Source organism: Salinimonas iocasae, from assembly GCF_006228385.1.
Taxonomy (GTDB): domain Bacteria; phylum Pseudomonadota; class Gammaproteobacteria; order Enterobacterales; family Alteromonadaceae; genus Alteromonas; species Alteromonas iocasae.
Window position 1 is genome coordinate 1,171,439 of sequence record NZ_CP039852.1, and the last position, 23,087, is coordinate 1,194,525.

19 protein-coding genes are annotated in these 23,087 nt (G+C 46.2%); 11 read left to right on the top strand and 8 right to left on the bottom strand.

The window, feature by feature from the left end; genetic code table 11:
* Positions 1-12: 12 nt before the first annotated feature.
* On the top strand, positions 13-1,098 hold the full coding sequence (locus FBQ74_RS05065; RefSeq protein ID WP_139755643.1) for an XrtA/PEP-CTERM system-associated ATPase: 1,086 nt from the start codon (positions 13-15) through the stop codon (positions 1,096-1,098).
* A gap of 168 nt (positions 1,099-1,266) precedes the next feature.
* Positions 1,267-2,103: a hypothetical protein gene (locus FBQ74_RS05070; protein ID WP_139755644.1), complete on the top strand. Its 837-nt coding sequence runs from the start codon at positions 1,267-1,269 to the stop codon at positions 2,101-2,103.
* 933 nt (positions 2,104-3,036) lie between these two features.
* Here FBQ74_RS05070 and FBQ74_RS05075 read toward each other — a convergent pair.
* Positions 3,037-4,449, bottom strand: a complete 1,413-nt coding sequence (locus FBQ74_RS05075) for a TIGR03013 family XrtA/PEP-CTERM system glycosyltransferase (protein WP_139755645.1) — start codon at positions 4,447-4,449, stop codon at positions 3,037-3,039.
* Between the two features lie 152 nt (positions 4,450-4,601).
* Between FBQ74_RS05075 and FBQ74_RS05080 the strand changes: the two genes are divergently transcribed.
* The 4 genes from FBQ74_RS05080 to FBQ74_RS05095 are packed head-to-tail and all read left to right on the top strand — an operon-like array spanning position 4,602 to position 9,361.
* Positions 4,602-5,234 carry an XrtA/PEP-CTERM system exopolysaccharide export protein gene (locus FBQ74_RS05080; RefSeq protein WP_139755646.1) on the top strand — a complete coding sequence of 211 codons (633 nt, stop codon included), beginning with the start codon at positions 4,602-4,604 and terminating at the stop codon, positions 5,232-5,234.
* Positions 5,235-5,254: 20 nt separating this feature from the next.
* Positions 5,255-6,823, top strand: coding sequence for an XrtA system polysaccharide chain length determinant (locus tag FBQ74_RS05085; RefSeq protein WP_139755647.1), 1,569 nt, complete (start codon positions 5,255-5,257; stop codon positions 6,821-6,823).
* Entirely contained in the window at positions 6,820-7,740 is a 921-nt protein-coding gene (locus tag FBQ74_RS05090) for an XrtA-associated tyrosine autokinase (protein WP_139755648.1), read from the top strand. The genes FBQ74_RS05085 and FBQ74_RS05090 overlap by 4 nt, the downstream gene beginning before the upstream one ends.
* Positions 7,706-9,361, top strand: coding sequence for a porin family protein (locus tag FBQ74_RS05095; RefSeq protein ID WP_139755649.1), 1,656 nt, complete (start codon positions 7,706-7,708; stop codon positions 9,359-9,361). The genes FBQ74_RS05090 and FBQ74_RS05095 overlap by 35 nt, the downstream gene beginning before the upstream one ends.
* Before the next feature lie 208 nt (positions 9,362-9,569).
* Here FBQ74_RS05095 and FBQ74_RS05100 read toward each other — a convergent pair whose 3' ends face one another.
* A complete protein-coding gene (locus FBQ74_RS05100; protein ID WP_139755650.1) occupies positions 9,570-10,421 on the bottom strand; it encodes a polysaccharide deacetylase family protein in 852 nt (283 codons plus the stop codon).
* Positions 10,422-10,968: 547 nt separating this feature from the next.
* On the opposite strand from FBQ74_RS05100, the gene FBQ74_RS05105 reads away from it, so the two are divergent.
* Positions 10,969-11,853, top strand: coding sequence for an XrtA system polysaccharide deacetylase (locus FBQ74_RS05105; RefSeq protein ID WP_139755651.1), 885 nt, complete (start codon positions 10,969-10,971; stop codon positions 11,851-11,853).
* 84 nt (positions 11,854-11,937) lie between these two features.
* Here the strand turns inward: FBQ74_RS05105 and FBQ74_RS05110 are convergent, their stop codons facing one another.
* Genes FBQ74_RS05110 through FBQ74_RS05125 form a run of 4 tightly spaced genes read right to left on the bottom strand, consistent with a single transcriptional unit; the run spans position 11,938 to position 16,571 of the window.
* Positions 11,938-12,948: a GNAT family N-acetyltransferase gene (locus FBQ74_RS05110; RefSeq protein ID WP_139755652.1), complete on the bottom strand. Its 1,011-nt coding sequence runs from the start codon at positions 12,946-12,948 to the stop codon at positions 11,938-11,940.
* Positions 12,948-14,237 carry a FemAB family XrtA/PEP-CTERM system-associated protein gene (locus FBQ74_RS05115; RefSeq protein ID WP_139755653.1) on the bottom strand — a complete coding sequence of 430 codons (1,290 nt, stop codon included), beginning with the start codon at positions 14,235-14,237 and terminating at the stop codon, positions 12,948-12,950. Before FBQ74_RS05115 ends, FBQ74_RS05110 begins: the two co-directional genes overlap by 1 nt.
* A 7-nt stretch (positions 14,238-14,244) precedes the next feature.
* A complete protein-coding gene (locus FBQ74_RS05120) occupies positions 14,245-15,423 on the bottom strand; it encodes a DegT/DnrJ/EryC1/StrS family aminotransferase (protein ID WP_139755654.1) in 1,179 nt (392 codons plus the stop codon).
* Positions 15,420-16,571: a glycosyltransferase family 2 protein gene (locus FBQ74_RS05125; protein ID WP_139755655.1), complete on the bottom strand. Its 1,152-nt coding sequence runs from the start codon at positions 16,569-16,571 to the stop codon at positions 15,420-15,422. Before FBQ74_RS05125 ends, FBQ74_RS05120 begins: the two co-directional genes overlap by 4 nt.
* Before the next feature lie 310 nt (positions 16,572-16,881).
* On the opposite strand from FBQ74_RS05125, the gene xrt reads away from it, so the two are divergent.
* Both xrt and FBQ74_RS05135 read left to right on the top strand, forming a co-directional pair.
* On the top strand, positions 16,882-18,336 hold the full coding sequence (gene xrt, locus FBQ74_RS05130) for an exosortase (RefSeq protein WP_139755656.1): 1,455 nt from the start codon (positions 16,882-16,884) through the stop codon (positions 18,334-18,336).
* The gene (locus tag FBQ74_RS05135) at positions 18,336-19,427 is read left to right on the top strand and encodes a glycosyltransferase (RefSeq protein WP_139755657.1); all 1,092 of its coding nucleotides are present in this window, start codon (positions 18,336-18,338) and stop codon (positions 19,425-19,427) included. The genes xrt and FBQ74_RS05135 overlap by 1 nt, the downstream gene beginning before the upstream one ends.
* Here the strand turns inward: FBQ74_RS05135 and FBQ74_RS05140 are convergent.
* Both FBQ74_RS05140 and FBQ74_RS05145 read right to left on the bottom strand, forming a co-directional pair.
* On the bottom strand, positions 19,416-20,252 hold the full coding sequence (locus FBQ74_RS05140) for a sulfotransferase family protein (protein ID WP_139755658.1): 837 nt from the start codon (positions 20,250-20,252) through the stop codon (positions 19,416-19,418). The genes FBQ74_RS05135 and FBQ74_RS05140 overlap by 12 nt on opposite strands.
* A 2-nt stretch (positions 20,253-20,254) precedes the next feature.
* Complete coding sequence (locus tag FBQ74_RS05145) at positions 20,255-21,100, bottom strand: hypothetical protein (RefSeq protein WP_139755659.1); 846 nt, start codon at positions 21,098-21,100, stop codon at positions 20,255-20,257.
* A 165-nt stretch (positions 21,101-21,265) separates the two neighbouring features.
* Here FBQ74_RS05145 and FBQ74_RS05150 point away from each other — a divergent pair, with 165 nt between their 5' ends.
* Entirely contained in the window at positions 21,266-21,946 is a 681-nt protein-coding gene (locus FBQ74_RS05150; protein WP_168190609.1) for a sulfotransferase family 2 domain-containing protein, read from the top strand.
* A complete protein-coding gene (locus tag FBQ74_RS05155; protein ID WP_139755661.1) occupies positions 21,939-23,087 on the top strand; it encodes a glycosyltransferase family 4 protein in 1,149 nt (382 codons plus the stop codon). The genes FBQ74_RS05150 and FBQ74_RS05155 overlap by 8 nt, the downstream gene beginning before the upstream one ends.

The following is a 23,087-nucleotide window of genomic DNA, read 5'->3' on the forward strand; positions in this document are numbered from 1 at the left end:
AGCGGTAATTCCATGTATGAAAGTTATTACGGGCTGGATTCAAAACCTTTCCAGCTAACACCGGATCCAGATTTTTTCTTTGCCAGTCGCTGGCACAAACGTGCAATGTCGTACCTACAGTATGGCCTTTCACAGGCCGAGGGCTTTATCGTTATCACCGGTGATATCGGTACGGGTAAAACGACGATTGCTAACTCTCTGGTCGCCGAGATTGAAGACGATATTGTGGTTGCGCATATCGTAACGCCCAAACTAACTCCGGACGAGCTGGTTAAAATGGTGGCTTCTAAATTTGAGTTGGATGTCGCCGGAAAAACCAAAGCGGATATTCTGAAAATTCTGGAAGTCTTTTTATACGATTTGAGTAAAACCGGTCGCCGTGCGCTGTTATTGGTCGACGAGGCACAAAACCTGCCGTTAGAGACCATCGAAGAGTTGCGTATGCTGTCCAACTTTCAGGAGTTTGGCAAACCGTTGCTTCAAAGCTTCTTATTAGGGCAGGAAGAACTACAGCCGATTTTGCGAGCGCCTAACATGGAACAATTCCGTCAGCGAATCGTTGCATCATGCCACCTGGCACCGCTTACTCTGGAAGAAACCAAAGAATATATTGAGTTTCGCCTGCACCACGCAGGGTGGAACGGTAGCGCATTGTTCAGTGACGATGCTTATGGCCGCATTTATAAGTTTACCCGTGGTGTCCCTCGTAAAATCAACACGTTGATGGACCGGATTCTGTTGTTCGGATTCTTAGAAGAGCTTGAAACATTAGATGGTGACGCAGTTGATTCTGTGATCAACGAGGTTAGCGAGGAAATGTTTCTGCCTGAAACGCCCTCTGTAGAGGAACAGGAAGCAATTGATGAAGAAGAGTACGAGGCATCGGTAGGTACTGGTGTTCCGCACAAGCCAAAGAAAAAGCTCATGACGCCCAATGGTAATGAAATTCAAGACGCTGAATACTATAAGGCGATGCTTAGTGAGCTGGTTGATGCGTTAGATGACGCCATCAGTCATAAGATAAAGCTGACGCAATATATCGATAAGCTTTTGAAGAAAAAGTACAAGACCTATGTTCGCTTGAAAGAAGATGACTAATGTCTGAAAACTTTACACACTGTATTATTTTTTCGAGAAACTGATTGTAAAACAAGAGGTTAAAAATTGGCCTGTAAATTGCTCAGCGATTAACCAGGAAGAAGTGGTAGTAACTATGGTAGTGAGAGGTCACTGATGAGATTACTGAGCAAGGCGGTTTTAGGATCAATGTTATTCGGGGCAGCATGGACGTCGCAGGCTGCAATGTGTGGTGTGAGTGATGTGCAGATCACTGAAATAAAAGTTTTGGATGGTAGTCCTGCCACTCAACTTGATACCTCGTTAAACGCAACAGACTGTATTGGCGCATTTGAAGGTAATAACAGCGCGTTCACCCAACCAGATTATAATCTGGGTTATAAGGATGATGGTTGGTTCAATGTAGATAGTTACAACGGCTGGTGGGATACCCCTGGTGTTTTCGTAGAAGATGACGCATTACAGAACCTACAGGGCAAAGGTGAAATCGACCCGGGCTGGATCTATGTAGGCAAAGCCGAAGCTGATAGTGGTTTTAGTTTTAATGGCGCCACTATGGATAATGGCGAGACGTCTTATACCTTCCTTGATTCGCTGTTAACCATCAGCTGCCCTGATCAGGAAGGTGGCATTTGCGACGATGCATCAAGCGGTACATTCCAATGGACGCCGCCTGCTACAAATCCTGATGCGCTGATGGAACTGCTGGGTGGTGAGTTCTTTGACAAAGTTGGTATCGTGTTCAAGGCTGCTAAACAATTCGTTATCTACGAGTTTGACTTGAAAGATCTTGGTTTAGACCCTGTGTACGAAGGTGACCCGAATTATGCGTTTAAAGGTACATGGGACCTGAGCGATACTTTGGTTAAAGAGAGTGGAAACGGTAAGATAGTTTCACAGGGCTTATCGAATGTATCTGTATGGGCACGTGACCCTGCTGCAATCGTTGATGTACCGGCGCCTACAACTTTAGTGCTAGTTTTATTTGGCTTAGCACTAGTAATTCGTAGACAATTCATGCAATAATAGCATCGAGTAATAAAAAAAGCCTCTGGAGAGAGGCTTTAATAATTATAAAATTCCATATTCCAAACATTCATAGCGGGCAATTAGCTCGCTATTTTTTTGTCTGAAGAAACATCTGGCTAATCTTCCCTAACTAGCCAGCATGTTCACATAATCCCATATTCCGAATAGTATAATGCAACCTGCAGGCCAATATTCTATTCTTACTGCGATTAAATTGTTTTATCTGTAAGTTATTGAATATTTAGCTATTCCGTTAGCTGCTCATAAAGCCTCGAAACTACCAATCAAGGGTTAAGTGCAATTGTTGTACTGCAAATGCTGCATAGGCTTGTAAATGTTACACATCAGAACTGCATTCAATGGTTGTATTACGCACTTGGTGTGTAACTTCGTTACCAAATACCGACATAGAAGTTAGGCAGGGCGGGAAAGAGGTGGGTATCATATTATTCCTCAGAGTGATTATCAGTGCACGACTTCTCAAGCTGAGAGCTTCTGCTTGTTCTGTCAGGTGTGATAACCGCTCCTGATAAGTCTGGTTCGAAAGAGATAGGGTTTGCCCATAGGCTTTATGATAACCACAGCCGCTTTCGACCGCTGAGGCCCTGAATCCACATCGACCAGGTTACGAAGAAACTTTCACATTTAGGTTAGCCCAGTCACCTTGCATCATCGGGACAAGGGCAGGCTAAGACGAAACAACAATGTTCGAATGTAGAATGAGACTGGTATCGTATAAACAATATTAGTCGCAGGAGTAGCGATAGCTTGTATGATTAAAGCAACATAGCAGAGTAGGGGGCGGGAGGCCTGTTACAAAGATGGCTGGCCAGAGACCTGAGACGAGACAATAAAAAACCGAGCTTTGCTTCACCTTACAGGTTGCAAAAGCCCGGTTTATATCAGTGACAAAGCTGAGGTGGTGTAGAACTAGCGCCCTTTACCAAACAGAACGATTTCTACAGTACGTATAAGGATCAAAATATCCAACAACATACTTTGGTGTTTCACATAATAGAGATCGAACTTCAGCTTCTCCATAGAATCTTCAACACTGGCACCATAGGGGTAGTTAAGCTGTGCCCAGCCAGCAAGACCCGGCTTTACATTATGGCGTTGGTTGTAATAGGGAACTTCACGTACCAGCTTTTCGACAAACTCAGGACGTTCTGGTCGTGGCCCAATGAAAGACATCTCACCCTTGAACACGTTGAACAACTGAGGCAGCTCGTCAATCCGGTATTTTCTGATGAAGTGACCGATACGGGTTACGCGGTCATCATTTTTGCTGGCCCATTTAGCACCATCTTTCTCTGCATCAGGACGCATACTGCGGAACTTGATAATTTTAAACAGCTTACCGTTTAATCCTACCCGCTCTTGTTTATAAAACACCGATGTACCTGTTCGACGACCATCGTCCAGCCAAATGATAATGGCTGTAAGTAACATAAATGGCCAGGTGAACAGAAAGATAAAGCCTGCAAGAAAAGCGTTTATCGTATAATCCAGTGCATCGCGTAAATAATTCTGACTGTGGAAGCCGTTAGAATAAATAACCCAGCTAGGATACATCAGGTTAACTACAATCTGCCCGGTTTCACGTTCCATAAAGTCCAGCAGGTCAGTAACCTCAATGCCACGCAGACGACACTCAAAAAGTACTTCAATGGGCAGGGTGCCACGACGTTGGTCACAGGCGATAACAATCTCTTCAATATCGTTGTCGGCAATAAATTGCTGAAAATTCTCATCGACTTTAACGTGAATGATTTCCTCTTTACGAATGCCTTCCTCACGGTTATCACCCGGTATAGGAATAAAGCCAACAAGGTCGAAGGCAATACGGTCTACGTCCCGACGCATCCGCTTTTCAATAATAGAAGCACGCTCACCTGCACCTAAAACCACAATGCGAACCTTACCCAGACCTAACAGACCCAGCCGGTTGGTGAAATAACGGAAGACTACCAGTGTAATGATGATTGAGGCGACGGCCGCTGGTAAATAGTAGGGGTGCATAATCAGGTCATCAAAAAATGCCCGACTGATTATCTCCACGAAAAAGTAACTTAACCCGACGCTAACAAAAATACGCCGGATGATGCCACGGAAAGTTTCGCGCAATTTTGCTTCATATAACCCGACTGATAAGGAGCAAAGCAGGATACAAACGGTTAATAATCCAACATTTACTACGAGTTTCTCGATAGTTACAGAATTTGTCAGTGCTAACTGAACCAAAATGAAATGCGTAATGTACCCCATATACGCAATAAGTAATGCTTCCGTTGCAACTAATATGTTGGAACGTTTACTTTGATTATGCCTGTTTAACGCCACTCCTGGCCCCCTGATACTGCAAAGTCGAAGTACATCGTAAAGCTATTCAATGTAATAGACTATAAATGATGTTGGCATTATAGTGGTATTTACCGTAGGGTAAATTGTATAAACAAAAAAATTTCACCATAACGAGTTTAGGAAGATCTCTTATGTATAATTCTAAAAGCATCATTCCGGTTGTTTTAGGAGCAGCAGTATCGTTACTATGCGGCTGTACCAGTACTTCCGAACTACCTGAAGCGAAAACGCGTGCGTCGTTGACTACCAGTGTTGATGATTATCAATACCTAATCGGTCCGGGCGATACGTTAAATATTTTCGTGTGGCGAAATCCAGAGATCTCAGGTCAGTATACAGTTCGACCCGATGGTAAAGTGACTACTTCACTGGTCGAAGATATTGACGTCGCCGGGCGAACCCCAGCAACGCTTGCCCGCGAAGTTGAAGAAAAACTCTCTACATTTATTAACAACCCCCGTGTCACCGTCAGCGTAAATAACTTTTCCGGTCCGCTTAGCGAACAGGTTCGGGTTATCGGCGAAGCAGCCAATCCACAGGCAATCAGCTATTCACAACATATGACGTTGTTGGATCTGATGATCGCGGTAGGTGGTCTGACAGAATTTGCTGATGGCAACAGCGCTAAACTGGTGCGAGTAGAGGACGGTGAACAGCAAACGTATAACATCAACATTGATGATTTAATTCGTGACGGCGACATTTCACAGAATGTTGATATTTTGCCCGGTGATATCGTAATTATCCCTGAGGCCTGGTTCTAGTAGTAGCGGAACAAATTTACATGCAGGATTTACAGCCATCTATTGCGCAGTTCTTTGACTTGCTCAAAGGAATATGGATAAAAAAGCGCATTATTATTATTTGCTCGTGGATTATTTGCCCCATAGGCTTTTTCTACGTCGCAACTTTACCTAATCAGTATGAGTCAGCAGCCAAGGTGTATGTTGATACAGGTTCACCCCTTGAGCCTGTACTTACAGGTATTGCCATAAAATCGGATCCCAAACAGGAGATTCGTATGATGGCTCAAACACTTTTAAGTCGCTCGAATCTGGAGACTATCGCAAGAGAAAGTGATTTAGATATCACTACCACCACTGACGAAGAATTCAGTAGCCTTATTAACGACTTAAGCAATGATATCAAGCTTATCGATACCGGTAAGGACAATATCTATAATATTGCCTATGAAAACGAGAGCCCGGCTGTCGCACAGCGAGTAGTGCAGGAAACGTTATCACTATTTGTTGAAGGTTCGCTAGGTAACAATCGCCGCGATACAGATACCGCAGGAAGGTTTCTGGACGAACAAATCGCTGACTATGAAACGCGACTTGCTGACGCTGAGCAGCGTTTAGCAGCGTTCAAGCGTAAGTACAGCGAAATTCTTCCGATGACTGGGTCATTTTATGACTCTTTACGTCAGTTGAAGGCCAGTCTTGAGAATACGCAGCTTCAAATTCGCCAGGCGCGACAGCAAATTGATTCTATGCGAGCGCAAATTTCATCGTCGAAAATGGCAGACAGCTTCGGCGTTCGCAACGATAGCTCTTCAGCATTGCAAACGCGATATGATCAACGTATCAAGTCTTTAGAAGACCAGCTCGATAGCCTGATGCTGCGCTACACAGATCAACATCCTGATGTTATCGAAACGAAACAGCTGTTGAGCAGTTTGGAAGACGCCCGCCAGGAAGAGATCGACCAGTTTTTGCAAGAGCAGGGCGCTGAAGAAGGGCAACCAGTCGGCGCTTATAACAGCCAGATATCTCTGGAAGTCAGTCGTCTTCAAAGTGAGATAGCCTCGCTTCAGGTCCAGGAAGAAGACCTTAAAGCTAAAATTACTGAATTAGAGTCCAAGATTGATCTGATTCCACAAATTGAAGCTGAGCAAGCATCATTGAATCGTGATTATGGTATTACCAAAAAGCGCTATGAAGAACTTCTGACACGTCGCGAATCTGCAGATATTAGTCGCCGTGCTGATGTTTCTGCCGAAGAGTTCCAGTTCAGAATTATTGAGCCGCCATTGGTGCCTTCTGAACCTTCAGGACCGCAACGCCTGATGCTATACACTTTGGTATTGTTAATTGGCTTCGGTGTGGGTATTGGTATTGCATTCTTACTGAATCAGCTATCACCGGTATTGGTTCGAGCAAGACAATTGCGTGAGCTAACTGATTATCCAGTTTGGGGAACAGTGACCCACCTTGAGATAGAGTCTATTGGCAAAGATAATAAGCGTCGTTATGTGGTTTTTGCGGCAAGCTCACTGGCTCTGGTATTTATCTATGGAGCGTTGATGGCTGCAGAATTAATGAACCTTAACCTGCAAGGTGTGTTGTCATGAGCAGTACAATAGAAAAAGCCCTTCAGCGCCGTCGTGAAGCGATGGCGGCAGAGAAGGCGAAAAAACAGAGCGCTGATAGCGCAGAGCAGCAGTCTGAGCCGTCAGTATCTGCTACTCGTCAAAGATCGGCGACAAAAAGACCGCAGGGGCCAGTTTCGCAAATTGAACCCTTTAACATCGATATTGAAAGGCTGGAGCGAAACGGCCATGTCTCGTTGTCAGGTGTTCGCAAGGGTATAAACGAAGAATATCGTGAGATTAAGCGTAAACTGCTTGCAAATGCGTTTGGACCGCTATCTTCAACCATAAAGAATAGCAATATCATTATGGTTACCAGTGGGCGCCCTTCTGAAGGAAAGACATTCACTGCGACGAATCTTGCGTTGAGTATAGCCTCAGAACAAGATAAGACGGTTCTGCTGGTCGATGCTGATGTATTAAAGCCAAATGTACTGAATACCTTTGGTCTCGAGCGCAGAAGCGGACTGATGGAGTATCTCACTGGGGAAGTTGACGATATTGCTGACGTACTGTATCCGACGAATGTTGATAAGCTGAAGATAATTCCAGCGGGCCGTACACATCATTTATCTACTGAATTGCTGGCTAGCCAGAAAATGCATGAAACAGTTGATGAGTTTGCTAATCGCTATCCTGACCGTATTGTTATTTTTGATACGCCACCACTAATTGGTATTACAGAAAGTGCTATTTTGGCTAACTTTGCCGGTCAGGCCGTGGTTGTAACAGAAGAAGGGAACTCTAAGCTATCTGATATACGCTTAAGTGTTGAACGGCTTAATCCTGATATGGCAATTGGCTTCGTCGTTAACAAAGTAGTCAATAAGGATGCCAACGACCCGGGTTACTATGGATATTATTATGGACAAGAACAAGAAAGAGCTAATGGCGCGTAAGTTTACTGCGTCTAAGTTAGCATTGTTCACCTGCTCCGCATTGGCGACGGGTGTCGTCAGTGCCGGAGATCTGGAAATACGACCCAGAGCGTCTTCTGAACTTATTTTTCAACAGATAGATTCTGATATCCGTGGTGATCGAGATGTGACCACGCTCCGGATTGAGCCATCTGTTGATGCGGTTTACACAGCTAAACGCGCCAGTGCATCAGCGAATATCTCTGCAACCCACTTAGAGCGTGATACCGATGCATTTAGCTCGCGCAATGACTTCCTTGAATATCAGTACGAGGGTCAGCTGGATGTTATTGAACGCTTACTAACAATAGGTGTACTGGGGCGTTCCAGATATTTAAACGCGAATACGAATAACTTTCTTATTTCCGACCAGCTAACAAATTCTAATGATCTGACGCGCACGCAAACCGATACGATTCGCGCATCGAGCGACTTTACCCGAAATCCGCTAATCGAAGCGAGAACCTCTGTATCGTTCAGCAAAGTGCAGGCAGAAGAAAATCAGTTTCGAAATACCGGCAGGCTCAATAACGAAACATTTGAGGCAAACGCTAACATAACGGATGGTAGCGCTATTCAGGGCTTCAAATGGGAGCTGGATGGCATGTATAGCGATACGGATCGTTCAGAAGCTAACCTGGGAACCTTTGAAACGCATGAGGTTGATGGATTTGTTGACCGGTTGATTTACGGAAGGTGGGCGTTTAGGGTCACTGGCTGGTCAGAATCTTATGAATTTCGCAGCCAGGGCAATTTCATTCAGGACGTTCGCGAGTTTGATAGCTATGGTGGGGGTATAACCTACTATAAAGCTGAAGACCGCTACATATCACTGACTGTAAATAAGGCGAACTCGTCTAATCCGGAAAATGACGGTGATGTTTTCCCTGGCGTTGATGTTAATTGGGCATTTACGAACCGCACGAATATCAGTGCACGCTATGGACAACGTTTTTATGGTGATGCTACGAATTTGCGTATCAGTCACGCGACGCGCAAAATCAGAACGTCAGTCTTTTATTCTGAAGACGTAAGGAACGCCTCTCAATTCCTGGGGGCGAATAATACTGACGGTGTGTTAGTTTGTCCTGGGTCAGGATTTTCTCCAGGCTGCTTCCAGCCAGATACCCTTGCCTATGAATTAACAGGCGGTCAGCAGTTCATTCAGCTTGGCGAAGATAACAACGTTATTGATGATAGTATTATCCTGAGAAAGGGCGGTGGCTTTGAAATGAGCTATCAGTCCAGGGTGTTCACGGTTGGTATTTTTGCCAGATACAATGACGATAACTTTCTTGGCCAGCAACGGCGACGCAAAACGGAATCATTTGGTACCAACGGTACCTATCGTATAGGTGCATTCACACGTTTAAATGCGGCCTTAAGCTTTGCTGACATTGAACGGGATGACGACCTGCTTGGTCGAGGAACCGGAGAAAATATGCGGTTCAACCTTGGTCTCAATCATAGGTTTTCACCGCATCTCAATCTGAACGCAGGCTATTCTTTCGTAGAGCAGGAAGGTGGTGTTTCGCTCGGCGGGTTCGGAAGTAACTACACAGAAAATCGCTTCCAGGTAGGTGTGACCTATACCTTCAGGTAAAGCAACATGACAACAAAAAGCCAGCAATCGCTGGCTTTTTTTGTGTCTGGGTGAATACGGTGAATGAGGGTAAGTAATTACCTTAAGTTTAACGAGACTTTCTTTTATTAGTAGCGGTAATTTAAGAGATGCCAGTATTAGTGGTATTTCTCAGCCAGTACCGTTGTATCGAACAGAAATAAAGGATATTCAGGCTGCCTGATTAATTCTATTGCCCTGCGCGTAACTTCTCTATCCACGACGCGTAACGAACGGCAGTATTGGTTGTTGCAGGCAGGCTCAATCGGGGCACGGTAAACGGATTTTTATTGACCGAGTCCAGTACAAAATACCCGGGCTCAGAGGTCAGGGCACCAATAAATCCGTGCTGCTCAACAATTTCGGTAGCCCGCTCATCAAAATCTTCCTGCATGCCCACCGGGTAGCAGAACAACTGAGAAGGAGATTCAATATTCTCATTCAAAACGCTCAGGCTATCGGTGAGTTCCTGTTGAATATCTTCTTTAGATAATGTTGACAGTGGACTGTGACTACACGTGTGTGAACCGACAGTTAACCCCTGCTTCTGAAGCTCTCTGAGGCGCTCCCAGCACGTTGGTTCGAAATGCCGGGTGTCAACGGCGCTATCGCCGCATAAAGTGTCTTTAAGCTTACGTACAAAGGTCATACGAGCATTTCTTTCCAGACGCTTTGCATGTAATGATAAATATCGGCGCGCGTGGCGCTTATCTTTTAACGATAATATACGTTCACCAGGAACCCCCAGTGCACCTGCATCAAGACTTTCATGCTCGGTCGCGCGGATCGTTGTTGCGATTTGGGCATCCCACGGCAGAATCTGCTTATCGATCAAATCAGTAATAACAAAAAGCGTCGGACGGGCGTCGTATTTCAGCAAAATCGGAATTAATGTTTCAGCCTGGTCGCGGTAACCGTCATCGACCGTGAAACACACATAGTTTTTAGAAGGGTTCAGGTGCTGGCGTTTTGAAAACAGCGCATCAATACTGATAAATTCACAACCATGCCGACGCAAAAGGCGTAAGAAACCTTCGAGCATCGTAAGATCCACACCATTTAATCCATGTGGACCGACTGGGCGGTGTAAAGTAAAAATGCAAATATGCTGGCTTAATGCTTTATTTAACAGCCAGTTCAGTCCTTTGCTCAGAAACAACGAATGTATCAAACTACTAGTCCAACTTCTCAATTACCTGTACGTGCCTAATGGCAACGCTCCTGCATCTGCCAGCAGAGCACTTGTATACGCGCCAAAACAGAAAAAGCAGCACTCGAAAAATCTGATTGCACAGATTTGCATCACGCGTAAGCGCTACACCCACAATATTACTACCGGAAAACCCGCTATTAACACGCCTGAGAACAGCCTGTAGTATCGAAGCAAAAGCACCCCGACGAGGCCTACCACAATAACTTCAAATTAACATAATCCAATAAGTAAGCCTATATTTCCTTTTTCGTTCAGTTGCACGTAAACTGTAAACAAATTACTTTATCGCGAAACGATCTGTTGTAGTAATTAATTACTATAAGTTGTTATTAGTAATCATGCTCAAAAAGAGCAGGTGTAAGGGTTTAAAAATAGTATGGCAAATGTGAATGCGATGACAGTAGATGTGGAAGAGTACTTCCAGGTCGAAGCTTTCGCCAGTGATATCCCCGTTAACGAATGGTCAAAGTACGAATCCCGCCTGGCCATTCAAATGGACAAACTGCTGGGCACGTTTGCTGACACCAATGTTAAGGCCACCTTTTTTACACTTGGCTGGATTGCAGAGGCGCATCCCGACATCTTAAAGCGTATTGTGGCCGAAGGGCACGAAATTGCCAGTCATGGTTTTATGCACCAGCACTTATCTAAGCAAAACGCGGATATATTTTCTGAAGACATCAGTAAAGCAAAGAAGCTGATTGAGGATACTACGGGCGTCGAGGTAAAAGGTTACCGTGCCCCCTGCTTTTCTATTAGTGCCGATAATGACTGGGCGCATGATCTTATTGCAGAGGCGGGCTATCAATATAGTTCAAGCAGTTACCCTATTAAACACGATTTATATGGAGTGCCGCTGGCGCCGCGTGATGCATATCGCCTTTCAAATGGCTTACTGGAAATTCCGGTAACCACAACGATTTGGCGGGATAGGGTGTTTCCCGCCGGCGGTGGTGGTTACTTCAGGCTTTTACCATTCTGGGTGTTTGATTTTCTGTTTGGAAAAGGACAGAAAGACCGTACAGCGAACTTCTATACACACCCGTGGGAGTTCGATCCTGAACAGCCCCGCATTGAAAGTAATTTTAAATCGCAATTCCGTCACCACGTTAATCAAAAGTCAGCAATGAAGAAACTGGCAAAGCTGTGCGGAAAGTACGAATGGACGACGATGGAAAACGCTTACCTTTCAAAAGAACACCCTACACTGGGTGATTGGTTAAGTGTCGCCAGTGGCAAGTACAGTGAGAAAGCCAGCTGATTGTAAGTAGAATCCCATTTGCGACCTGATGACTGTTTTTAAGCATTTGTCAGGCGCAATTATCAGGCACAATGCGTAACGGCCTCAGGGATTCCGCTTTAGCCAGATGTGCGTCATCAGCCGCTGTTTGAGGTTCAACCCAAACCTGGTAGGCAATAATAATCCATGCCGCGGTTCATGAACATTTCCCCAGTCCTGTTTATAATCCTCTTCGCCACGCAAATAATCTATAACATCCAGCCCCTGATCGCCCAGCTGCTGAATAACTTCATGCAGTAAAATAATACCTGGCGAAAAACGACGTTCGTCCTCATCAGTAACCGGCACAAAATAAAGCAGAGTAGATGCGTGGGTAAAGCCCAGGTGCGCAGCAATCAACTTACCGTCTTTCGTTATATAACTTAAATGGACGTGCCGCTCCAGTGCATCTAACAGTGATAATATAGTCTGCCTGTTTGCACTACGCGTGAGGGCGTTCTCGCCGTGGCGCTGCGCAGACATATCCAGAATCTGAGAAATGATTTCCCTGCTAAACGCAGCATTTATGTTTACAGTGATATCACCCGTTTCTTTCAGCTTACGCAGGCGACGCCTGGCTTCCCGGGCAACCTTGGCCTTTATTGGTGCGCCAAGACTTCTGAACTGTGTGTGCGTCCAGGACTGACACGGCTGACATCCTGATTGGGCTTTTAACAAATTACTAAGGGTATTGTCAGGGTAAGGGAAGTACAGCGAGTGCTTTCGAAATGCAGAACTGGCCAGTTTATCCAGCATTAATCGGAATACCGAATTCAGTTGGTCCGGGTCTTCCGTATCCGCGAGCAGGGCCTGGTAGTCCGTAAAATGCTGGCAAAGATGTGTAAGTACGCTGACGCTGGCTTTTGCCGATAACCGGCGTTGAGCCAGTGGCAATATGGCAACGCATTGTTCTTCATGCCAGACACTTAGCAACACAGGCTCATTGCCCAACGCTACCTGCGCCTCACACCACTTATATCGAATAAAAACGGATGGGTTGAGGCGCTCTTCCAATTCCTGCCATTGCGGTTTGAGAGCGGTAAGCCCGGACTCACCAATATCCAGCCTGGCTTCCATCAGGGCAGCTGCTTGGAAAGAAAAGGCCCGATATGCCGGGTAAGCCACACGGGCAGGCGTTGCCAAACGGCAATCGCAAGTTTGAATTTAGGGTTGTCGGGGTTTAACGAGTCACCCGATGGTTCGGCACTAAAGTTATACCAGTAATGCTGTAATGGTTCTGCGCCCCATTGTTTCTTAAAACGATAGGTGCCTGCATCCTGGGTGGAACGTCCAAAATCAAACCACTGCATGTTCTTCTCAATAGCGAAATGAAGAATCTGATGATATAACCACATATTCATATTCATCTTATTCGCATCGCGAATGGTCGACGCCCACGGTATCTCCATCATGCTGCCATTAATCAACAAAAAACCTGTCGCGACAGGTTGATCGTTCACATAAGCCACGGCAATGAAAGTTTGGTCTGGCAGCACATCCATCAATGTCGAGAAGAATCGCTTATCGTTTACCGGCGTTCCCAGATCACGCATGTTTCGAGCAAAAACATCATAAAAGTCGTCAAGCAACTCTTGTTTGCCAACCTTAAATTTAGGGCGATACGGTTCGGCTTTTTTTACTTGCGCTCGTACCTTTGCTCCTATTTCATTGTCGAATGTTGCACCCGAGTCAGGGAGTGCCCGCAGCATCGAGACCTTTTTAGTTGATGCCTCGAACCGACTCTTCGCCGTTGTTCTTATCTCGGTATATTTTGCATCACCCTTCTTGGCGTCATTTTCGCAGACTTCAAGCAGCGCGGCGAACACATTCTCAAATCGGGTAACCGGTCCGCCGTAATTGAAAAAGGGCAGCGAGACACCAAAATTTCCTAGCAGGGGTGTGGTTAAAAAAATCAATGGTAATCCACCGATGACCTTATTATTATCATCACGGGCAAGCAATACTTCGCCAGTCGTGTAGGGCTGGCTGGTCAGAAACTGCCAGATATCTTTTTTGTGATATACCGTAGCGTGTTTATGAGTGGATACAAACTCCCACCACTGGGTAAGGTCGCCATCCTCGCCAATGCGAGAAACCGAGAAGTTGCCATTATAGGTTGCTTCTGGCTGGGCAAACTGACCAGGCAAAGCAGCTTTTGCAGACGTTTCCTGTTCAGTATTTTGCGCTTTTAAAAGTGCCTTCTGTTCAGCTTCAAGATCTTTAACAGCGGTGCTGACTTCCTGCATCTTCGCTACAAGTGCCTGATGCTCATCAGAGCCTGACTCAACATCTTTAAACTGACGCGCTATCTTACCTTTTTCCGCTTTTAAGGCTTTGAGTTGTTTTTTTACTGCTTTGATATCCATACTCGTCTTAATTTTGATTCAGCGGAGCGTCCGCCAGCCACTGCCGATGGTCATCCAAAATCGTTACCATACGATGTACGTGGTGTTTTTTCACGTGATGGTGCAGGGGCAAAGTTAATAATCGCTCGGCTAACACTTTACTTACCGGCGTGGCGAAGGGGGCCTGGCAGTCCCTGGCGACGCCTTCAATATTATAAAGAGGTTCACCGTACATGGGGGAGGCGCCTAACCCGGACGCGTTGAGTACTCTTAGTAAGTGATTACGCGCTTGCTTACTTTGGGTCAGAACCGGAAAGCGGAGTAACCTCCGTTGAGTGGACTGTGAGGCCCATAACGGTGTTACCGCCTGCTGTAACATTGTCTGAATATGCACAGGCTGTCGCAAATAAGCCAGTATGCTGGCAGTCAGTCGTTCCTGTCGGGTGGCATCCATTGCGTGGACATCATCCAGTGAGTGGTAAACGGTTGCACCGACATTTAAACCGGGTAAACGGGAAATGCCACCGTAGAAAAGTGGCTGACATACCGTGTTAAAAACCCGGCGCTTAATGTCGTACATGGAAGCGTTTTGCGGTGCCGGGGCGATATCAGGCTCAAATGATGACACCCGCGATGTATTCCAGGCCAACAAACCGCCACCCATCAAATTCACCGGCTTTCCCCGACCGAAGGAGGTGATGAAAAAATCAGCGTGATGGGTGTGTGTCGGCAGGGCGTAGTGTTTCAGTGACGCGATGTGAGAGGTCACTGATACTTCCGGAAACCATTGTGCATTGTCTTCAATAATCAGTGTATCTTCACCAACAATCGAGCGGATTTGCACCAAGTCCATACTCATACCGAATAGCGCCGGGCAAATAACGATGTCAGGCTTTTTATCCAGCCGGGTAAGGTGTTCAGGATTAAGTTGATAGTGTTCAGCGGCAAGGTCAACAATAACCGGTGTTATACCCGCGTAAACACAAGCCGCCACCAGATCGGGACAGGTGTAGCCAGGGATAACCGCTGTCAGGGATTGCTCAAAGTCATGCTGACTCCGGTACCACGCCAAAATAGCGCCCAGTGCTGCAGTGCCCGAGTTAACCAGGCTATGCTCGAACCCACTGAGGGTTAGTGAGCTCGACAAGTAGTCACGGGAACGGGGAAGTACGCGTGTGCCAACCGGAGCAAGTTGCGACCATTTCATCGTGCCGACGGCTGCCACACAGTCATGCGCTTACCCGATAGGAACTGTACACCGGCATCCAGTAAGGCAATGTTGACCTGAACGAAAAAGTAAACAATTTTTGCCCACGACTTTTGTCTCAGTGATTCAGACCAGTGGGAGGCCAAAGCAATGCCGTAGAAGGCGAGCTGCGCTACGTAGGCTAAGACATAAAATGCGCCTTCATCCATGCAAAATGGCGTGATGATAAATAAACCCAGTAAGGTCCAGGGTACAGACCAACGCAAGAGTTTGTGCGATAACACCTGAAATGAAAACAGTCCGAATTTACCCGGGTTCATCACTTCAGGATGACGTTCAAGGGCGGTCATACCACGAATAACCGTGCGTATTTTGCGCGCATATTCTTTACTGGGGTCGGCCAGATCGGTATAGAAACCCAATACATCTGGCGCAGTTACCGCTTTATAACCGGCCTGAGCGCAATTCAGGGCCGTGTTGAAATCGCTTGGAGCATGAATGTCCCATTGCTCACATACTTCAACACGGGCTGCGAAGAATGAACCACTGAGGCCTACCAGGCCTGCCAGCTTAGATTCCTGCTTGCGCAGCCACATTTCGTACTTAACATAAGCGCCTTCGCCCGCAACGCTGCCATCTTTACTGACAAAGCGGTCTTCACTGCTTATTGCGCCGACTTTCGGATTATCAAAATAGCGCACCAGCTTCATAATACCGTCTGTCTCAATACGAGTAGCCACATCAGAAAAAACAATGATGCCATGCTCAACGGTTTTAATTGCCGCTAACTGGGCATTTTCTTTACCCAGGCGCTCCTGCGCCCGTACCAGCCGCACATTCTGGTCTGCATAAGATTCAACAATGCTATCTGTTTCATCGGTTGAGCTATCTGATGCAACGACCAGTGCCAGCTTACCGTCCGGATATTCAAGCTCCAGAGAATTTTCTATCTTCTCTCTGATTCGCTTCTTTTCGTTATAAGCGGTCACTATCAGAGTAACATCCGGATAGCTGGCAGGCTCATCAGGTGGATTAATGGCTGCTTCATCAGCTTTGAACTTGTTTAGCAAAAGCAAGGTAAAAGGGTAAATAAAGTAGCTAAATACGGAAAGTAGTAGAAGTATCCAGAATAAAAACGTCATATCCATTATGTCTTATTTGACAGCCGATTGATGCTCTACTTTACCGATAAATTTCAGTGAAGTACACGCAAACAAAGTGGCTGGTTACTGCTAAAAAATGCGCACAGGCGGCACGTGTTGCACTAATATACGTAACGGGTAAGATAAGGCTCAATCATGCGTTAAATTGTTATAAAAATCACTGCGCAACAATAGCTTCGGTAAAGCCGGAGTAAAACAAAGCGAAAGTGTGCTAAAAAATATCAGCACCGGTGATGACAGTAATGCTAAAAATTAAACAAATCGTGCCGCGGTTGTTACAGGATCCGAAGTAAATATGGACACATCTGGTTTTTTCTCATCGTTCAGCGGAAAAGCGCTGGCGATCATTATTGCGGTACTGGTCATCACTGGCCTTGCCGTCCCTGATACCTACCTGACCCTACACACTCTCTGGAGTAAAAATAACGAAACGTATTCTCACGGCTATATCTTGCTGATGTTCGTGATTTACGTATTGGTCACTGATTTTCGCTGGCAAAAATTCTCTCCCTCGTTCTGGCCGGTTCCTCTGGCACTGGGTGCCGGATTGGTATGGCTGGCCGCGAACGCAGTTCAGGTTATGTTACTACAAACGCTGGTTTTGCCCGGTGTGCTGTGGTGCGCACTCGCTGCCATGGTAGGCATAAAAAACAGTCTCAAAACGCTGGTGCCGATACTGTCGCTGTATCTGGCGTTACCCATTATGGATGTGCTGATTGTACCGCTTCAGAATCTGACCACCTGGGTTAACACCAAACTTATTCACGCAGTGGGAATAACCGCATTTATAGATGGCTATGACATTCACATGCCCTATGGAGTCATGCGTATTGCCCATGGCTGTGCAGGCTTGAACTATCTGCTTGCCGGCGTGTGTCTGGGGGTGTTTTATGCGTATCTCAATCTGCAAAAGTTGTCACTGCAACTGCGGGCGGTTGCACTTATTGTTTTGCTTTCGCTGGTAGGTAACTGGGTCCGCGTGTTTTTGCTGATTCTGATTGGCTATGAATCCAAAATGCAAAGTGAGCTTGTTTACGAACATGGTTTCTTTGGCTGGGTTATCTTTGCCATCTTGGCAGTTTTCTTCTTTTTCTATGCTAAACGTCTGGAGAAAAAGGACGGTGAATTTACCGGGAGTGGCGACAAACCTGAGCTTAAATTAAACGGTAAAATGATTGGTGCACTTGTTGCGACGATGGTGGCCTTTGCCGCATTACCGGTATGGTGGAACCAAAACACCAGCCAGACCAACCAGGACACGGTTGAGGTTAATTTACCGTCATCACTTGAAGCACTGTCTGTTGCGAAAAACGATTTGGCGCGAATTGGCGCTAAGTATGAAGGCCATGATTTCAGTAAAGTCTTTACCGGACGAGACACCGACTACCGCCTGACCTTAGCAGTGGCTTCTTATTTTAAACAAGCGCAGGGTAAAGAGCTTATCTATTATGCTAATCAGCCGGCCGCCGGTATAACAGGTAAAGTAAAAATCACGGTAGATGGCAAGCCGGTTAATGCAGCCCTGACCCGGCGCGGACAGGTTGTTTTCTGGATATACCGAATAGGCGATGAGGTCGTGACTTCAGAACTGGACGGCAAGCTGGCCCAGTTAAAGCAAATATTCAGCTCGCCGGTAGCCAGTGCGCTCATATTACAGGTAGATTGCCGGGGTAAATGTGGTGATCCGGAGGAAGTCGCCGGCGCACTGACACCGCAAATAAAAGCCCTCTACAATACAAAGGTCAGGTAATGAAAATACTTCATATTGCCTCCGGGGACACCTGGGCCGGTGCAGAAGTTCAGGTTTGGACGCTGTGTACCGAACTGGTTAAACAGGGCCAAACGGTTCATGCCATTATATTAAATCCAGGTCGGCTGGCCGAAATGCTGGCTGAATCTGGTGTAACGGTGACAGTATTGGATGAACGCCGCTTTGGTTTTGCCAAGTTGTTGGAGAAGATAAAGCTTGAGCTGCACCGTTGGCAGCCTGATGTTATCCATACTCACCGACAAAAAGAAAATATTCTGGGCTCGCTCGCGAATAAAATGACGATCAGTGTACCGGGGTTTCGAACTGTGCACGGTGCGCCTGAGTTTACGCCGAGTCTGAAGCAACGTATCCAGATTGGCGCAGACCGGTTCACGGGCAAAAGGCTACAGCATGGCATCATCAGTGTTTCTGATGATTTAACGCAAAAGTTAACCGGCCAGTTCCCTGCCAGTAAAATTCACACCATTGCTAACGGTATCGACCCGGAAGCAGTGCGTAAAGATGCAAGTGCCCATGATGGTGAAGTGGCGATTAATGACCAAACCAATAGTTTGCATGTAGGGTTCGTCGGACGGATGGAGTCGGTTAAGCGGGTGGATTTATTTCTGCAAATGGCTGAGTTAATTCATCACAACGCGAATACGGAGCATCCAGTACATTTTCATCTGTTTGGCGGCGGCAGCTTACTTGAAGAGCATAAAAGCTGGGCAACGCGCCATAATCTCAATGAGTTTGTCACATTTCACGGCCACACCACTATTATCCGCAGCTGGATTGCCAGAATGAATTTATTGGTTATGCCGTCTGATCACGAAGGGCTGCCCATGACCGCACTCGAGAGCCTGGCCCTGGGTGTACCAATGGTAACGCACGCGACGGGGGGACTTATTCCGCTGTTAAAAACGGCGGGTTGCAATGGACTGGTTGAAAAACACTGCGCTGCTGGTTATGCAGAGCGGGTAGAAGCGTTATTGAAAGCGCCACCTAGTGTGGCGCTTCCCGAAGCGTATACTGCAGCGCGCAATGCGAATGAAATTGTTGCGCTGTATCAGTCGGCGTTAACCGGGTAATCGGCTGTAGCCCAGACGGTCGAGCATAAAGCCGGCCGTCTCATTAATTTGTGCAATATCCGCTTCAGATAACTTTTTAATACTTGATGCATTCATATCTTTAACGCTGTCGTTACGCTCATGAATGGCGAAGTTCTGCGTGCTGAGATCAGGGAACGCTTCCAGCCCCAGAAAACTGGCTATTTTATTGAGCTCATCCTGCGGAGAGCTCGCCAGATCTTCATAGCGTATCATGTGGAAATTGTTCAGCTTTTGTGCGTCGTCCAGCATAATTTGATTGCTTCGCGCCCATTGCCACGCAGACTTATCAATAGGCCAGCCATCTTTAATTGACTTTGGATCGCCCTTTCTTGAAATGCCCTCGGCAACGGCATAACCATTGCGCACAATCCCGATGAAATGCGCGTTTTCAAAATGCTTTTGAAACCAACGCGTTCTGGCAGCATTTGGCGGAGACTTTTCTACCAAAACCGGCTTTTTCAAATCCAGCCGCATTCCCCATTCTTTTTTAATACGCGCAACGTCCGGGCCTTCGTCATTCTCGTTCAGACAAAAAATATCCTCACGGTCTACCCACATTCTGGGGATGCCCAAATCGTAGTCCTTGAGAAACTGGTCTGTTATGAAGTGGCCTTCAGTGGGTAGTGCAGAAATGCTCGGGTGGCGTCCCATGAGCTCAGAGAGCAGGGTGGTGCCAGAATTGTAACAGCCTACCAGGAAAACCCATTTCTCAGGTTTTGGTGTAGGTTTCGCTGCGATCTTAACTTCGCGTAAAATATTACCCAGCGCTTCGCGGGTGACTTGTCTGAATCGGGTTCCAGCCATGTTTACCTCAATACTGCATTAACATCGTAACCAAAACGCTCAATAATAAATTTTTCGCGCTGCAAAATAATATTTGCTGTTTCCTCATCATAGTAATGAGAAACGCCCTTACGGGAAGATGTATTGGTTTTTTTATTTTTTCCATCAAGGATGGATGCTTTATCTGAATCGGACAAGGAAATTCCCGCCTGGGCGACTGAAGAAATGAAATCGTCTTCTAAATTTTCCTGTCGAACAAAGGCATTTACAAAGCCCTGTTCATTCCAGATCATTTTTAGTCTCTCGAAAGAGGTATCCAGCGAGTCGTCATATATACGTTCATCCAGTGCCGCGAATAACTTAAAAAAGCGGTAGCTTAATAATCCGGCATGTTTACTGAACGGGCTGAATCCGTATCCCTCTCCAATATCCATGGCTCGGTCAGGGTCAAACATCATTCTGACCCACTGACGAAAACCCTCGACATCTGAGGAGTCGGCATAAACCGACTGCCATGCATGATTATCTTTTTTAAAGTCGCTTTGCATCTGACGGGCGATATGGCCTACAGCGGGGCGTTGTCTACCCATTTCTTTGGGTAACTGTTGCACACAATAGCGCAGGCTGGTTTTGCGTGTGGTTTGAAGATAAACACTACCCTGACGGTCACAGCCATAGCCCCACAGGCTAACATACCAATCCCAGGGGTTTCTGATTGATCCTAAAACGAATTTATTACGAAGATCTTCTGGGATTCGATTATGTTTACCGATCTGCTGTCCACCGACGTAGGTCGACAACAATTTTAAAAGATGGCTTCCTGCAGTTTTGTGTAACTCTGTAAAAACAAGTGACTCAGATACAAACATACTCTATTGTTCTGTAATATTTGGTGCATAGCATATACAAAAACCCTGACGTACCATAACTTAATTTAAGAATTTTTGATGTTGCCCTTGATAAGAAGTATTTATAAAAGCGCTGTACCTGCCGAATTCAGATTCTGGCTATACAAAAAACGCAATCCAGTACATATGGCGAATTTGCGAAAACGGGTCAATCCCTCTCCGAAAGGCGACTTCTCACTGGCGCCGTATGATCAGAAAAAAGCCATTTTTGTTCACATTACTAAAACAGCGGGAACGTCAGTTGCCCTGACATTGTTCGGCGCGTTGCCTTACCATTACAGGGCGTGGGAATATCGCGTTATCTTCGGTAAAAAAGATTTTAATGATTATTTCAAATTTGCTTTCGTTCGTAACCCCTGGGACCGCCTGTATTCTGCCTTTTCTTTTTTAAAAGGTGGCGGCTGGGACGATATCGACAAGCGTTGGGCAGAGGAAAATCTTGCCGGCATTGATGACTTCAACGATTTTGTTATCAATTGGCTAACGCCTGAAAGGTTATATGCGCATATGCATTTCTGGCCCCAAAGCGATTTCATTTGCGATAGCAAAAACCGCGTGATGATCGACTACCTGGCATACTTCGAGACTATCGGAGATGACTTTAAGCGGATAGCGAATCAGATCAATTGCGAACAGTCTTTGAAGCATACAAATGCATCCAAGCGTAAGGGCTATAAAGACGTTTACAGCGAAGAGGCCAGACAGAAAGTTGCGCTGTTGTATGCTAGGGACATCAATAACTTTGGATACCGGTTTGACGGGGTCACCCGACAGCGTGTAGACGGGGAGTCCTTTGTCAGTGAGTAGTAAGAAGAAGCCGGGTATCTTATGTGTAGCAAACTGGAAGTCAGATGTTGGTTATGCCTGGTGGCTGATGGAAAGCTACTGGGTACGTATTAGTGAAGTCTTTAAAGATTCACATACGACATTTCTTGCCTATCCAGAGATAAATGCTGTTCCACAGCATATTGAAGACAGCGAAATCCGTTATTTTCAACATACATTTCGCCCTGAAAGATTCAGTGATATTCGTCGTAATACAGCGCTTATAAAAAAGCATAATATTCAGGTGTTGTACCTGTCTGACTACGGCGTTTCGTCAATCGCCTATGCGATGTATCGTGCTGCCGGTGTTAAAAAAATCATTGTGCATGATCATACTCCCGGACTGCGAACAAAAGCAACAGGCCTCAAGAAGCACCTGAAGACAATAAAAGCCAATTTCCCGCTAGCACGTGCAGATGCCGCTTTCGGCGCTACCAGCTTTGTTACACGCCGGCTCACAGAAACCGCCTGCTTCAGCGAGGCGCGTTGTTATACCATTCAAAATGGTATATTACCGTTTGAGTGTGCGCCGCCTGACGATGGCAGATTGCGCCGTCTGTTTTCGGGTAGTCGCAATAAAGTGATTGTGACCGCAGCACGGGCCAACAAATATAAAGGTATAGATTTCGCGCTTGAGGTTATCGCCGAGCTGGTGCATTCGCATCATATAACGGATATCAGCTATTTACTTTGCGGTGATGGACCGGACTTGGAAAATTTTCGACAGCAGGCGAAAAGTCTGGATATTTCCCAGTATTGCCACTTTCCCGGAAGAGTTGATAAAGCCAGCGAAATACTCTGCCACTGTTATTTAGGGTTTCAGCCTGCGAAAGGCGAGGTAGGCTATTCCTTATCGATTTTGGAATATATGTACGCGGGTTTGCCCGTCGTTGTGCCCAATAACCCTTCTGTCTGCGAAGCTACCACACACGGCCAGACAGGCGCTGTTTACGAAGAAGGAAATGTGCAGGAAGCGGCAAACGCTATTGCGCACTATCTGACAGACTCAGATGAACAGGTCAGGCAGGGACGAAATGCACGTGAGTCCATAGAGCAAAGCTACACACTGGCATCCACACACAGCGCTTTTGACAAGGCGATAAAACAGGTTATTGAAAAGTAG